This window comes from Paenibacillus durus ATCC 35681, from assembly GCF_000993825.1.
Taxonomy (GTDB): domain Bacteria; phylum Bacillota; class Bacilli; order Paenibacillales; family Paenibacillaceae; genus Paenibacillus_AQ; species Paenibacillus_AQ durus_B.
The window spans coordinates 4847105-4861086 of the sequence record NZ_CP011114.1 but is presented as its reverse complement, the minus strand read 5'-3'; the positions used below and the strand labels follow the sequence as shown (position 1 = coordinate 4861086).

Sequence of the window (13982 nt, the reverse complement as noted above, 5' to 3'; positions counted from 1 at the left end):
TTCCTTAAAGCCAAGGAAAGGCGAAGCCTTCTATGCATGCAGCGGGTATCCATACCGGTAATACCCCTAATCTCCCGCCGTCTCTTTAGCCTTCGAGAGCCTGCTTTAATTCCTCGGGCGACGCATTCCACCATTCCGCATTATGCGAGACGAGCAGCGATTTGAGCGCCGCCTTCTCCTGTGCGCCCAGCCCCTCTACAATGATCCGCCTTTTAAGCGCCGAATCCAGCTTGTTCACATGATCGGCAAGAATCTTCCAGCCGCGCTTCGCTTCGCTGTCGATCCACATCTCGCAGGCGGTCAGGCCGGCATAGTGCTGTCCTTCCGGCGTACGTTCAACCGCCACCCACACAACCCACACCTGTCTGCCTTCCGGCACATCCTCGCGGTTCATGGAGAACTTGATGCCCTTCTCCACCTTGCTCTTGGCATGCATGGCACCAATGTCGATGACCGCCTCGTCGCCGTCGATAATGACAGGCGACACGTTGTTCAAGTCGATTGAGCCTGCTCCGAAGCCTTTATGCTTGCTCTTCGCGTTTACAATATTCAAGGCAATCTGTTTCTTGCTGTCCGGCTGCTTGTTGTCCATGCCGCACTCCCTTCCCTTGTGCAATTTAGTCATTTATCGGCTTCGCGCCTATCTTTGTATCCTATATTTCTACGAGAAACGCACTTGCGTCCTTCAAGAACACCGTCAGCCGTTTCTTCTTGATTAATTTAATTTTAGCTAATAATACGGCGGATGCCAACATATACATCCCGTAGAAGCTTGTCAACGGGAGGAATTACAGTATGATGCGACGATTCCGCACCACCTTTCTCTTCGCTGCCCTGGCTGCCCTCTGTCTGCTTGGAGGAGCGCTATGGGCGTTATCCGGATCACCTCTGGACTCCCGCTCCGCCGCCGCTCCTGAAGCGGCCAAGTCCCCGGCTAGTACCCGTCAGGGGACGGCTGTAAAGCCAGCCCTCCCCAACCTGCCGGTGACGCCGCCGGCCGCACAGGCGCTTAGCCGGAGAATAGCGGAGTATCACATCAGCGTACAGCTCGCTCCGGATGAAAGACAGCTGACCGCCGCCGAGACGGTAACGTGGACCCATCCCGGCCAGAAGCCGGTGAGCGACCTGTATTTTCATCTTTATCCCAATGCCTTTGCCTCGGACAAGACGACATTCATGAAAGAATCCGGCGGCAAGCTGCGCGGCGACAGCATGCCTGAGGACGGATTCGGCTCCATGACGCTGACCGATGTGCGCACGGAAGACGGCGTGTCCCTTCTGCACCGGATGCAGTACGTTCAGCCCGACGACGGCAATCCGGGCGACCGGACGCTGATCAAAGTCCATCTTCCGCAGCCGGTAAACGGCGGGGAAAGCGTGACGCTCAAGCTGCAGTATGAAGTGCGGCTGCCGAAAATCTTCGCCCGTATGGGCGAATCCGGGGATTTTGTCATGGCCGGCCAGTGGTTCCCCAAGCTTAGCGTCTACGAACCGGCTGGAACGCGCGGCGTGAAGGATGAAGGCTGGAACCTTCACCAGTATCACGGCAATTCTGAATTTTACAGCGACTTCGGCATATACAGCGTAGCTATTTCGGTCCCCAAAAACTATACGGTGGCCGCAACCGGATTCCCTGTCAAAAACCCCAAAATCGCGGAAGGACGCAAAATCTATCAGTTTTATGCCGACGATGTCCACGATTTCGCCTGGGCTGCTTCCCCTAACTTCATCTATGCGGAGGAGGCGTTCTCTGCGGCGGAAGTGCCCGGCGTGCGGATCAAGCTGTATTTGGACCCTCTGCACAAAGATCTGAAGGAGCGCTATTTCCAGGCCGCCAAAGCCGCGTTGACCGCTTTCAGCAAATGGTACGGCCCGTATCCCTATACAACGCTGTCTATCGTCGTGCCGCCTAAAGAGGGCAACGGAGCGGGAGGCATGGAATATCCCACCCTGATTACCGCCTTCGCCGCGAATAGAGACACTGCCGACACCTCGCTGGAGCGGACGGTGATTCACGAAATCGGACACCAGTATTTTTACGGCATGGTTGCAAGCAATGAATTCGAGGAAGCTTGGCTTGATGAGAGCTTCACCTCCTATGCCGAGGACAGGCTGATGGAACAGGAGTATGGGATCGCCTCCAATCTGCCGCTGCAGGCCAGTCTTGTCACTGACCCCAAGCCGCTGACTCTGAATGCCTGGAAATACGGCGGAGCAAAAGCCTACACCCAGAACGTCTACGTGCGGGGCAAGCTGGTGCTCAAGGATATCGAAAGGCAGGTCGGCTTGAAGACGATGGATTCCATTATGTCCTCATATGCCCGCAAATATCGCTTCCACCATCCTGCTACTGCCGATTTTCAAAAAGTGGTGGAGAAGGCGACCAAAAAGTCGTGGCAAGGTTACTTCGAACATTACGTATACGGCGGGGATGCTCCCGACTTCTCCGTTGAGGGCATTACCGTAAGCAAGAACAAAAAAGGCGGTTACGAATCGTTGACAACCATCGCTAATAAGGGCAGCCAATACACCGGCGTAAACGTCAAGTTCACCTTCTCTGACGGCCGGACGCTGCAGAAAACGTGGAACGGCCAAGGAGGCGAAATCACGTTCCGGCTCACTTCTGCGGCTCCTCTTGTTTCAGCCGAGGTGGACCCGGGTCACGAAGTACTGCTGGAGAACAAGCATATGAACAACTTCAGAAAAGCCTCTCTCCCCGCAGCCTTCGTTTCACGCTGGACCCTCAGCCTGACAAACGCAATCGAAACTGTGCTCGGAACTTTCGTCTGGTGAGGTGAGGAAATGAGAATTTGGATAACCCGGGGCTGGGGCAGTGTCAAGGAACAGCTGTATATTCTGATTCTGCTGTTCATCTACCGGCTGCTATGGGGATACTTGATGTACCGTTTTGTGAGATCGGCGGTTGTCCCGGCGCTGCTGCGCTACCCTTCCGAAAATGCCGGTGGCAGCGCGATAGGAAGGATGCTGTACTATATCGAGGCTCAATTGAGCCTGTCTGCCAATCCCGATGTGCGGCGCTGGCTGTGGACACTGCTGATTCTGGCCGCCGTGCGCCTGCTGGCTGCGCCGTTCATCCGCGCGGGTCTGCTGCATGAGCTGCATCAGGAGAGCAGGGGAGAACGCGGACTGTTCTTTTTTCCCGGAATGAAAAAGTACGGGCTGCCCGTTCTGCTCTTCAGCGCCGCCGAATGGGTCCTGATCCTTCTCCCCCTGTACTGGCTCCTGCCGAAGGGTTACAAGCTGCTTTTGTCGTCCTACTGGGAACCGGCGCTGCTCTTACGTATTCTTCCCTGGCTTCTCGCATGGCTGCTGTATGTATTTATTATCCGTCTGGTCCTGCTTTATATGCAGTTCGGTTATACCGGCGGCTCCGGTGTGTTCGCATCACTGCTGGTGGCCTTGCGCTGCATCCTCCAAGCTTCTGCATTGCAGGCTCTGCTGGGGGCAGGCGGCTTCCTGATCTCCTTGATTTGCGCAGTAACAGGCTGGCTATGCCCCGGGTTGCCCGCGCTGTTCATCAGGCAGCTATCGCCCCTGCCCTCCACTCTGTTCGATATGTGGGGATTGTCGGCGCAGTATCATTTGTGGCACAGCAAAACAGCGGCTCCATAAAAAGAAAATCCTGTTATCTGCTAATAAAATTGGTAAAAAGAGTTCGAATTCCGTGACAGGAATCTGAACTCTTTTTTATTTCTCAATTTCCGCCAGCCTGCCCGCCGAAAAAAGTTTGCAAAACTGTAATTCCTCTGATACAATGAGTTTTGTGTTAAGGTAACAAGTTTGTAATCTTTCAAATTCTTCTGTTATTTTGTCATATGATGTTGAATCGAGTCGATATACTGGTGCACAACAAGCCAAATCCCCGGGCACCGGGGAGCGGGGGAACCATTTTTTGGGTGAATTGATCTAGCAGCAAAGAGATCATAGGGAACCTTCAAACCGAATCCTTAAGCTAACCACGCAGGCATTTGGAAGGAGAACATAAGCTTTGAGAGGTCGACACATAAAGAAGAAACTTGCAGCTGCTGCATTGAGCCTTGTGATGGCTTTCACTTTAGGGTCCGGAAGCGCTTTCGCAGACTCCAAAATGGATACGGTTATTGCAAAAACATTGGGAACCTCATATAGAACCGGCGGAATGAGCACAGCCGGCTTTGATTGTTCCGGATTCACTAAATACGTTTATAAAAAGATGGGCCTTACCCTGCCTCGTACTTCCAAAGCGCAATACAAAGTAGGAACCTCCGTATCACGCAGCAAACTGCGTGCAGGGGATCTGGTGTTCTTCAATACGGTCGGAAGCGGCGTCTCCCATGTCGGCATTTATGTCGGCAACGGCAAATTCGCGAATTCCTCTTCTTCACGCGGCGTAACCATCAGTTCGATGAACCAGTCCTATTGGGCCAATCGTTATGTTGGCGCCAAGCGGGTTATGAGCACAAAAGCATATCAATCTGTAACTTACGATTAAACTTAGATAGCCGCCCGGAGCATGATTATGTATGTAATCAAGCTTCGGGTTTTTCTTTTCCCTATAGTTAACCTGTACACAGGTTTCAACAGCCTGAAACACTTTTTCAAAAATGAAAAAAGAAATTTTAAAGTATTAATGTTAAAAAATGGCGCTTACCTATGTTTCCTAATCGAATCTATTGCTAATCTATAAGTGTAATCACTGCTAGATTGCTTTCTTAGTATATTAAAAGTGATTGCCAAGCGACAAAAGGTTTGTTACAATAGTCGCAATGAGTTTTCAGTAACATTTTTGTAATCAGTATCGTTATTTAACGAAAATTTTGTCATGATTAGTCACTATAATTCGAACACTATTGCAAGTGCCGAGTTCCCTAACAGTAGGGAAGCGGGGGAACCATCTTTGGGTGAATTGACCTCCTATTTCATGAGGGGTCATAGGGGACCTTCTACCGAATCCTTAAGCTAACCTCGCAGGCATGTGGAAGGAGTCCAGTCCCTTGAAGAAGAAGTTGGCAGCAGCATTTCTGAGTTTATCCATCATTCTCGCGCTTGGAGCAGGCAGCGCATTCGCCGATTCCAAAATGGATCAAGTGATCGACCGTACGATTGGAACGAGATACGTATCCGGCGGTACGAGTACCAGCGGATTTGATTGTTCAGGATTTACGATGTATGTGTTCGATAAGGTCGGCATTAATCTTCCGCATCAGTCAGGCTCCCAATTCAAAATGGGCAAAACGGTATCGCGCAGCGATTTGAGATCCGGAGATCTTGTATTCTTCAACACTTCCGGACGAGGCATTTCCCATGTCGGTATTTATGTCGGTAACGATAAATTTGCTCATGCTTCCTCTTCGAAAGGCGTTACCATCAGTTCCCTGAATGACAGCTACTACGTTAACCGTTATGTTGGCGCCAAACGAGTTATGAGCTCCGATGCTTATCAAGATACGGCCGCTGATTCTCAAGATGATGATAATGTGCAATAGCATTGTTATATGAGACCCCTTCCCGGATAATGCTTTCCGGCGAGGGGGTTTTGTTCGTTTATCCTAAACATATCCGCAGCGCTTATGCCCATTTTCCGGATAATTTCTTTATTTGTTTCCAAATTTTCCTATATCTCAAAGTTTTTGCGTCGCTCTCCCCTTTTTATGTATATAATTTAAGTATAAAGGTTCCTTGCGAGGAAAGGAGGTCGCTGAACGTATGATTAGCTCTCCCGTTATCTTTCACGTCGTTCCCATGACAAGTGCGCATGCCAAGGACATTTGCGGGTGGCAGTATAAGGCGCCCTATAATATTTACGGCTGGCTGGCGTGGGATAAAATGGAGGCCCTTGGCATTGAATTCGGAGATCCGCGAATCCGAAGGGAGCAGTATGTTTCAGTATTGGATGAAAAGGATAATCTCTGCGGGTTTGCACAGCTCTTTCCGATGGTGGGAACAGTCCGGCTTGGTATCGGTATGCGCCCCGACCTGTGCGGTCATGGCCTCGGCCATTTGTTTGTAGGAGCGATTGTGAGGGAAGCGCTGAAGCGTTACCCCAGCCGTGAGGTGGATTTGGAGGTTCTGACCTGGAATCAAAGAGCGATTCGCGCTTACCGCAAATGCGGTTTCACGATCACCGATACGTACGAACGCCGCACGCCAAATGGCGAAAAACCCTTTTACTGTATGGTCTATGATAAGTCCTCCGCTAAAAATTTGAACTAGGCTAACGGGCGTTCATTTTTTTGACACAAACGCTATGATAACGCTTCACCATCCGTTATAATAAGTGCAGCAGCCTTATACAGGGGGGACGAATGGGATGCAAAAATGGATCATGAGCGGTTTGTTTTTCGCTGCCTGCGCCTTCGCGGTTGTCCTAATGTTCACGCTGCCTGGCCGGGAGCAGGTTGCCGAGCAGAATCATCCTACAATGCCGACCGTTAAGGCCCAGCCTGCCAAAGCGGAACAGACGGTAAAGGCCAACTGCATTACCTGCCACGGCGATCAGCTTCAGGGCGGGGTCGGACCGAGTCTGCAGCAAGAAGGAAACAATCATAATGCGGAGCAGATATACAGCATCGTTACCAAAGGACGAGGGCAAATGCCTTCTTTCAAGGATAAGCTGGCCCCTGAGGAAATTGCCAATATCGCGATGTGGCTGTCCGAGAAAAAGTGACTATGACAGACAATACGCCCCTGCAGAGGAAGGCTAAAGCTTTCCTGGCGCAGAGGCGTATTTTTCCAAAAATCTTCCCTTATCGCCGCTATCAAAAATTAACGGGTCTTCTCGAATGCTTCGTTAAACTCGTGGGCTTCGCGTACGTCGAGCGCGGTAATTCCGGTGCCGTCTTCCTCACTTGTCGCAAGCCGCAGGATTACCGTTTTATAATCGATTGTAATATGCGGATGATGGTCGAACGCTTCCGAGATGGTGGCGACCTCGTCCACGAACGCAATGCCTTTCATGAAATCGCTAAACATATATTTGCGCACCATGGCCCCACTTTCCAGCCTCCAGCCTTCGAGCTTGCCTACCTGCTCACGCAGTTCTCCATCGGTTAATAGCACTTTATGTTTCCTCCCTTGATAAACAGCCCCCGCGTTACCTTAGCCCTTCCGCTAAACAAAACATCCCTCAGGTTCTTTCGTCCAAGGGATGCGCCAGGAAAAAGGTTTATTTTTCGGTTTAATGTATTCATGAATCCCTGAAATTATAACCTTGGGCACCATCAATTTTACCATGGACCGCAGACTCCGGGCAAATGGGCGGCTGTTCCATCCGTGTTTCGGACTAAATCAGTTCGACTGATTCCATATCTTCGTCGCCGACCAAAATATTGATGCGGTGCGCCTCCTTGTCGTAAATGACGACCCCGCTGCCGACATGAATGACCGGCTCATTCCCCAGGGCGAAGAATAAATCCTCAGCCAGCGCCTCCCATACCTCCAGCTTCGACTCCTGCGGCAGCTCCCGCCATTCTTCCGACTCCATCTCAAAAAACAGATAACTGTCCGGTATACTCTCCACCGCTCTCGTCAGATCGCGCAATATATCCCCATAATCTCTTCCGTGCTTTACGCCCATATCGCCATCACTCCGCTTCATAGACATATGAAAATTTCCTTTCCTCATCCATTATAGCCGAAATGCCTTCACAAAAAAGGGCAGCCTGTCGATAAATAAGAATAGACCTTATTGCTTTTCGCCTGTTGGCCCGCCGCCATTCATGGATGATAGACGCGGCATGGCGAGATCATTAAAACTCATGGACGAGGTGTATCAATGCAAATTTCATCAATTATTGGCTTAGTGCTTGGTATCGTAGCAGTCGTTTTGGGCATGTTTCTGAAAAAGGCTCCGTTAGTTTCCCTCAATAACCCTGCCGCCTTTACGATTATTTTCGTAGGTACCGCCGCTTCCCTGTTTATGGCCTTTCCAATGTCGGAAATCAAAAAAGTTCCGAAACTGTTCAAAATTTTGTTCCTCGGCGGAAAGAAACTGATTGATAAAGGCGAGGTCATCACCATGTTCATGGATTGGGCTTCCATTACCCGGCGGGAGGGTCTGCTGGCGCTGGAGTCCAAAGTGGAAGAGATTCAGGATGATTTTCTGCGTAGCGGCATGCGGATGATTATCGACGGTAACGACCAGGAGTTTGTCCGAGATGTGCTGCTTGAGGATATCCACGCGACCGAAGAACGCCATAAAGTCGGCGCGCTTATTTTCTCCCAGGCCGGCATGTATGCTCCTACTCTCGGGGTGCTTGGCGCCGTTATCGGTCTGATCGCCGCCCTGGCGGACATGAGCGCGATGGAAGCACTGGCGCATGCGATCGGCGCGGCCTTTATCGCTACGCTGCTTGGTATCTTTACCGGTTATGTGCTGTGGCATCCGATGTCCAATAAGCTCAAGCGGCTCTCTAAACAGGAAATTCAAATCAGAATGATGATGCTTGAGGGTCTTCTGTCCATCCAGTCGGGAGTATCCACCATTGCGATTAACCAGAAGCTTTCCGTGTTTCTGACACCTTTGGAGCGCCAAAAGCTGGATAAGAAGGAAGGTGCTGCGGGTGACTAAAAAAGGGAGACACGAGGAGCATGAGGAGCATGCCGATGAATCATGGCTCCTTCCTTATTCCGACCTGATGACGCTCTTGGTTGCCCTGTTTCTTGTGCTGTATGCCATGAGTGCGACGGACGCGAAGAAATTTGAGCAGATGGCCCAAGCCTTCAGCAGTGCCCTTAACGGAGGGTCTGGCGTCCTGGATTATTCGTCCATGTCACCTAACGACAGTAATCTGGATGCGGGTAAAGCTAATAAAATGGATAATGTGGTTGATAAGAGTCTCGGCGAATCGGAGATTGCCAAGCTGCGTCAGAAGGAGCAGGAAGATCTGGAGAAGCTCAAGAAGCAGTTCGACCAGTATATCCAGAACAACGGCCTTACCAATTTGCTGAGCACGAAGCTGAACCAATCACAGCTCACGATTACGATCAGTGACAATGCTCTGTTCGCCTCCGGACAAGCTACAGTTAAGCCGGAATCGCAGCAGCTTGCAAGAGCCATCTCGCAAATGCTGCAACAGTTTCCCGATTATGATGTGATCGTTCAAGGATTTACGGATAATATTCCGATCTCCAACAGCCAATACTCTTCCAACTGGGACCTCAGCGCCAACCGTGCCCTGCAGTTCATGAAGATTTTGCTGGTGAATCCTTATCTGAATCCGGAGAAATTCAGCGTGATTGGCTATGGGGAATACCATCCGATTGCCACCAACTCAACTGCGGCGGGACGGGCCAAGAACCGCCGGGTAGAAGTGGCCGTTATCCGGAAGTATCAGGAAAATAAGGGAAACCCGCCATCCGCCAAATGATGATCAATTACGAGGAATTCGTTTACTAAAAAGAGCTGTTCTCAACCGCCTGCATCGGGGTTGAAAACAGCTCTTTATTGTGTTAGTCATTGCTTGCAGCAAACGGCGCTCTGTTCGGTTACAGAAGCTTGTAGCTTAGCATATCTCCAAGCTCCGCCTTCTCCGCCGTCGTCAGATCACGCCACGCGCCTACCTGCAGGCTGCCCAAGCGGATATTCATAATTCGGATGCGCTGCAGCCGCCGGACCTCATACCCTAAAGCACTGCACATCCGGCGGATCTGCCGGTTCTTGCCTTCGGTCAGAACAATGCGGAATACCCGTTCCGTTATCCGGGTAACCTGGCAGGGCAGTGTCTTCGAACCGAGAATCTTTACCCCGCTGGACATTCCAGCAATAAAGGAAGGCGTAATCGGGCGGTCGACGGTGACGACATATTCCTTCTCATGCCGGCCTTCGGCACGCAGTATTTTGTTGACAATATCCCCGTCATTGGTCAGCAGGATCAGTCCTTCCGAATCCTTATCCAGCCGTCCGATTGGGAAGATCCGCTCATGATGCCCGACAAAATCGACGATGTTCCCTTTAATATGACTCTCCGTCGTGGAGGTTATGCCTACTGGCTTGTTCAGGGCGATATAGACGGTCCGGGATTCACTCACCAATCTTTTTCCATCTATCCGCACATCATCTCCCGCCTCAGCCTGGCTGCCCAGCACGGCCCGTTCGCCATTAATGGTCACCCGGCCGCTCTCCACCAGCTTGTCCGCCTCACGCCGCGAGCAGAAGCCGGTCTCGCTGATAAACTTGTTGATTCTCATGCTGGTATTATCACCCCGTTTCTTCTCCTTCGACTATCTTCTCATTGATAGGTTCCGCGCTCTCTTTGGCTGCCGGCAGCACGATCGTTACCGAGGTTCCCTGCCCAACCTGACTTTCAATTTCCATCATTCCTTTATGCCCCTGGATGATCCGCTGGCTGATCATAAGGCCAAGTCCCGTTCCCGTCTCCTTATTTGAAAAGAACGGCTGACCAAGCTTCGGCAAAATATGCTCGGGTATGCCTTCCCCCTCATCGGTAATGACAATAACGATGGAATCTCCGACCCGGTTCTGCTCGAGCGTTATCGTACCGCCCGAAGACATCGATTCAATCCCGTTTTTGATAATATTGATGAATACCTGCTTCAACTGGTTCTCTTCACAGTGTACCATTGCCGGACTTACTTCAAACCGGTCCTTAACCTCGATATTATGCAAATGAGCCTGACTGTCCAGCAAGGAGATCACATCATGCAGAACATGGCGGACGTCCTTTTGCTGAAACCGCACCGCCTGCGGCTTGGCCAATATAAGAAATTCGCTGACAATCAGATTGATCCGCTCCAGCTCAGAGAGCATCAAATCCACATGCAGGGGGACAAGCATATTTTTCTCCCTTTGCAGCTGTAAAAATCCCCGGAGCGTCGTCAGCGGATTCCGGATTTCATGCGCCACGCCCGCGGCAAGCTGGCCGACGGTAGTAAGCTTCTCGGATTGTCTCAATAGCTCTTCCATCCGGTTGCGCTCCGTCATGTCGCGGGAAACATGCACGAAGGACACCGGCTTGCCTTCCTCGTCCCGTATGACCGAGGTACTTACGCTGACTTCAATTACACTCCCGTCCCGTTTCAACCGAAGCGTCTCTGTCGGGGCCAGTTGTGCCCCCTTGATTAGCCACTGAAGCCGGGTCTCCTCTTCTTTCAGAACGGAGTCCGGAACGAGACGGATGGTGCTTCCCACGACCTCCCGCTCCTTCCAACCATACAGCTCTTCAAAAGCCCGGTTCACGCTGATCACCGTTCCGCTCATATCCGCCGTATGAATGGCATCGGAAGTGCCGTTAATTACCGACTCCAGATGCTCTTTAACCTTCCGGTTCTCCTCCACTGTCTGTCTGAGCCGGCTTGTGTGCAAGGCAAGATTGCGCGTCATCGCGTTGATCCGCAGCGCCAGCTGCCCCAGTTCATCTCTGCTTCCTACCTCAAGCGGCGGATCGAACTTTCCCCGGGAAACATCCTGAACCTTGGCAAGTATCGCCTGAATGGGCCGAATAATAAAGCCTGCCAGGATGTAGCTGCCCACCAGGAAGACCGCAAGCAGCAGGAGAGAACTCCGAATGTTATTCCACAATTGTTCCTTGATAGCCGAAGATATGACCGAGTAGTCGATCACCACGCTAATGACATAGGCGCCTGAATCCGGCAGGGTAACGGGAATAAAGCTCTTGAGCACCCTTGCTCCGCGCACCATCGTATCTATCATGACGGGCTCTTGTTTAGCCAGAGCTTGCAGCACCGCATTTTTGTCCTGCTCAACGTTACCGAAACAATAAGTGCCGTACATGATCGGCCGGTTGCGCAGTTTGACATTAACGCTGTCTGTTCCGTCCGGAGCCATGGTAGAAGTGCCGAAGGTGGAGGGATTGATGCCCGTAATTTCCAAAATATCAGGGTTAACCTCCATGGTCTGCTTCACAATTTCTTCCGGACTCATTATTCTGACATAATTGCTGATTGAAGTGCTGCGAATATACGGGTCGATAATGTAATTGCTTCGCCCGTCATAGTAATAGCCCCATTTCTCGATGAACTCGGGGTTGGAGGAAGAGTATTCAAAAGGACCGGACCAGAAATGCTCCATCCTCTGCCCTTTGGCTACCGATACTTCCCGGCCTTCGAACAGGTCGACCAAAGCCGTATACCAAAACCCCCAGCCTTTAGTGGGCAAGCCGAGTTCTTTGGGGTCGGACGACTTCTTAACCACAATGTTATCGTTGGTTCTGACAAGCAGCGATATATTGGAAACGCCCACTTTTGAGGCCAGTGTCTTCAACTCGGCATTCGAAACGTTACCAACATCCGGGTCCAGTTCTTTGGATATCAAAATAGCAGCCATCCGCAAGTTTTGCGCCAGCAGCTGTTCTGCATATTTGGAGCTGGAGTTGCTCTGTTCTACGGAAACCGCAATCTGCTTTGCCGCCGTCTTCATATTTCTCTCGATCTCGCTTTGCATATTATTGCGAGTCGCGTAGGAGTTAAGGGTCAAATTCAACGCCAAAATGAGCAGCACGGAGCCAAAAATAATTGCTGAAAGCTTCGTTTTAATGGACAAACTTCTTATTCACCTCTTAAAGGACTGGTAAATCAACTGATCATTCAATAAATATCATACCTTTTGCCCATCCATTTGAAAAGGATTTATATGAAGCTTTCCGTTTATCCAATATTGAAAACCGCCGTCTCTTTATCTACAATAGGATAGAAACCGTCCACAAGTTATACACATATAAACAAAATCAACATCTCTCATGTGTATAAAACTGTGGACAAGAACCGGGTTTTCCACAGAGTTATTCACAATTTGTTAAGAACGAATGCTCGTTCGTAGAACAATCCGGCCTGAAGCGGAAAGGAAGAGAAGCTTTGAACAAATGCGACAACGGAGCATGCCTTGGGCAGCAAGAGGAACATGAGCGGTGGATGAGCGAGGCAATCGCGGAAGCGCGCAAAGCGGAAGCGCTGGGCGAAGTTCCGATCGGCGCCGTCATCGTCCGGCGGGGCGAAATTATCGGAAGAGGGTATAATTTGCGCGAAACAACAATGGATTCCACCGCGCATGCGGAAATGGTGGCGATTCGGGAAGCTAGCACAGTGCTGAACTCTTGGCGCCTGCTGGAATGCACCTTATACGTTACACTCGAACCATGTCCGATGTGCGCGGGAGCAATCGTACAATCGAGGGTTCCGCTCACCGTGTACGGCACACCAGATCCCAAGGCGGGCTGCGCAGGCACATTAATGAATCTGCTGGAGGAACCGCGGTTCAATCACCAGACCGAAGTCATATCTGGCATCATGCAGGAAGAATGCGCAGAACTCCTCACCTCCTTTTTCCGCCGTCTGCGGCAGATACGCCTACAAAAGAGCGTCAGGGAGGAATAAGCGGCAATGTCTTTCATTTTAACCAATCAATCTGTCGGCATCTATCTGGCCCCGATCCGGCCTCAGAACGCGGAGAGCCTGCTGGAACTGCGTTTGCGCAACCGCGTCGTCCACAGCCGCTACGAGCCAAAGAGGGAAGAAAGCTTCTTTACACTGAATGGCCAGAAGCAGCTCATTCTTCAGCGTATGGAGGAAGAGGAGCTGGACAGAGCGTACATGTTCGGAATCTACTCCTCTGAAGAGAAACGTTTGATCGGACAGATTACAATCAACAATATTGTGCGCGGGGTGGGCCAGTTCGCCGATCTTGGCTATTTTATCGATCATGCCCAGCAGGGACGGGGCTACATGACGGGGGCTGTCGGCCTAGCGGCGAACTATGCCTTTCAGGCACTCGGCCTGCACCGGCTGCAAGCGGCCATTCTCTTGCATAATGATGCCTCCAGAAGAGTCTTGGAGAAGAACGGCTTTCAGGCGGAAGGGATAGCCCGCCGTTTCCTTAAGATTGATGGACAGTGGCAGGATCACCGGACCTACGCCCTTTTGGCGGACGAGGTAACCTCCGAGGGAGATCGGCCGATGTAACCATTCGAGCGTAAAAACAGCCCCGTACAAAGCGTAAGAGCTCTGTG

At 51.1% G+C, this 13982-nt stretch carries 15 protein-coding genes and 2 riboswitches; of the genes, 10 read left to right on the top strand and 5 right to left on the bottom strand.

What is annotated here, in order from left to right; translation table 11 throughout:
- Positions 1 to 85: 85 nt before the first annotated feature.
- Positions 86 to 592 (bottom strand): YwhD family protein, encoded by a 507-nt coding sequence (locus VK70_RS22705; protein ID WP_025698700.1) that lies wholly within the window; start codon positions 590 to 592, stop codon positions 86 to 88.
- A 206-nt stretch (positions 593 to 798) separates the two neighbouring features.
- On the opposite strand from VK70_RS22705, the gene VK70_RS22700 reads away from it, so the two are divergent.
- The 6 genes from VK70_RS22700 (at position 799) to VK70_RS22675 (ending at position 6667) form a co-directional block, all read left to right on the top strand.
- Complete coding sequence (locus VK70_RS22700; protein WP_025698702.1) at positions 799 to 2793, top strand: M1 family metallopeptidase; 1995 nt, start codon at positions 799 to 801, stop codon at positions 2791 to 2793.
- Between the two features lie 9 nt (positions 2794 to 2802).
- Positions 2803 to 3633 carry a hypothetical protein gene (locus VK70_RS22695; RefSeq protein WP_025698704.1) on the top strand — a complete coding sequence of 277 codons (831 nt, stop codon included), beginning with the start codon at positions 2803 to 2805 and terminating at the stop codon, positions 3631 to 3633.
- A gap of 230 nt (positions 3634 to 3863) precedes the next feature.
- Positions 3864 to 4003, top strand: a riboswitch (cyclic di-AMP (ydaO/yuaA leader).
- Between the two features lie 21 nt (positions 4004 to 4024).
- On the top strand, positions 4025 to 4492 hold the full coding sequence (locus tag VK70_RS22690; protein ID WP_025698705.1) for a C40 family peptidase: 468 nt from the start codon (positions 4025 to 4027) through the stop codon (positions 4490 to 4492).
- Between the two features lie 355 nt (positions 4493 to 4847).
- Positions 4848 to 4989: riboswitch (cyclic di-AMP (ydaO/yuaA leader) on the top strand.
- 5 nt (positions 4990 to 4994) lie between these two features.
- Positions 4995 to 5486 (top strand): C40 family peptidase, encoded by a 492-nt coding sequence (locus VK70_RS22685; RefSeq protein WP_025698707.1) that lies wholly within the window; start codon positions 4995 to 4997, stop codon positions 5484 to 5486.
- 220 nt (positions 5487 to 5706) lie between these two features.
- Complete coding sequence (locus VK70_RS22680; RefSeq protein ID WP_025698710.1) at positions 5707 to 6213, top strand: GNAT family N-acetyltransferase; 507 nt, start codon at positions 5707 to 5709, stop codon at positions 6211 to 6213.
- A gap of 97 nt (positions 6214 to 6310) precedes the next feature.
- Positions 6311 to 6667, top strand: a complete 357-nt coding sequence (locus VK70_RS22675) for a c-type cytochrome (RefSeq protein ID WP_025698711.1) — start codon at positions 6311 to 6313, stop codon at positions 6665 to 6667.
- Between the two features lie 98 nt (positions 6668 to 6765).
- Here the strand turns inward: VK70_RS22675 and VK70_RS22670 are convergent, their stop codons facing one another.
- The gene (locus VK70_RS22670) at positions 6766 to 7059 is read right to left on the bottom strand and encodes a 4a-hydroxytetrahydrobiopterin dehydratase (RefSeq protein WP_025698713.1); all 294 of its coding nucleotides are present in this window, start codon (positions 7057 to 7059) and stop codon (positions 6766 to 6768) included.
- A gap of 223 nt (positions 7060 to 7282) precedes the next feature.
- On the bottom strand, positions 7283 to 7576 hold the full coding sequence (locus VK70_RS22665) for a hypothetical protein (protein WP_025698715.1): 294 nt from the start codon (positions 7574 to 7576) through the stop codon (positions 7283 to 7285).
- A gap of 198 nt (positions 7577 to 7774) precedes the next feature.
- On the opposite strand from VK70_RS22665, the gene motA reads away from it, so the two are divergent.
- Both motA and motB read left to right on the top strand, forming a co-directional pair.
- Entirely contained in the window at positions 7775 to 8569 is a 795-nt protein-coding gene (gene motA, locus VK70_RS22660) for a flagellar motor stator protein MotA (RefSeq protein ID WP_025698717.1), read from the top strand.
- The gene (gene motB, locus VK70_RS22655; RefSeq protein WP_025698719.1) at positions 8562 to 9368 is read left to right on the top strand and encodes a flagellar motor protein MotB; all 807 of its coding nucleotides are present in this window, start codon (positions 8562 to 8564) and stop codon (positions 9366 to 9368) included. The genes motA and motB overlap by 8 nt, the downstream gene beginning before the upstream one ends.
- A gap of 118 nt (positions 9369 to 9486) precedes the next feature.
- On the opposite strand, the gene rluF is transcribed toward motB, so the two are convergent.
- Together rluF and VK70_RS22645 are read right to left on the bottom strand one after the other, a co-directional pair.
- Positions 9487 to 10188 carry a 23S rRNA pseudouridine(2604) synthase RluF gene (rluF, locus tag VK70_RS22650; RefSeq protein ID WP_025698720.1) on the bottom strand — a complete coding sequence of 234 codons (702 nt, stop codon included), beginning with the start codon at positions 10186 to 10188 and terminating at the stop codon, positions 9487 to 9489.
- A gap of 10 nt (positions 10189 to 10198) precedes the next feature.
- On the bottom strand, positions 10199 to 12520 hold the full coding sequence (locus tag VK70_RS22645; protein WP_025698722.1) for an ATP-binding protein: 2322 nt from the start codon (positions 12518 to 12520) through the stop codon (positions 10199 to 10201).
- A 311-nt stretch (positions 12521 to 12831) separates the two neighbouring features.
- Between VK70_RS22645 and tadA the strand changes: the two genes are divergently transcribed.
- Both tadA and VK70_RS22635 read left to right on the top strand, forming a co-directional pair.
- On the top strand, positions 12832 to 13350 hold the full coding sequence (gene tadA, locus VK70_RS22640) for a tRNA adenosine(34) deaminase TadA (protein WP_025698723.1): 519 nt from the start codon (positions 12832 to 12834) through the stop codon (positions 13348 to 13350).
- 6 nt (positions 13351 to 13356) lie between these two features.
- Positions 13357 to 13935 (top strand): GNAT family N-acetyltransferase, encoded by a 579-nt coding sequence (locus VK70_RS22635; protein WP_025698724.1) that lies wholly within the window; start codon positions 13357 to 13359, stop codon positions 13933 to 13935.
- Positions 13936 to 13982 lie beyond the last annotated feature (47 nt).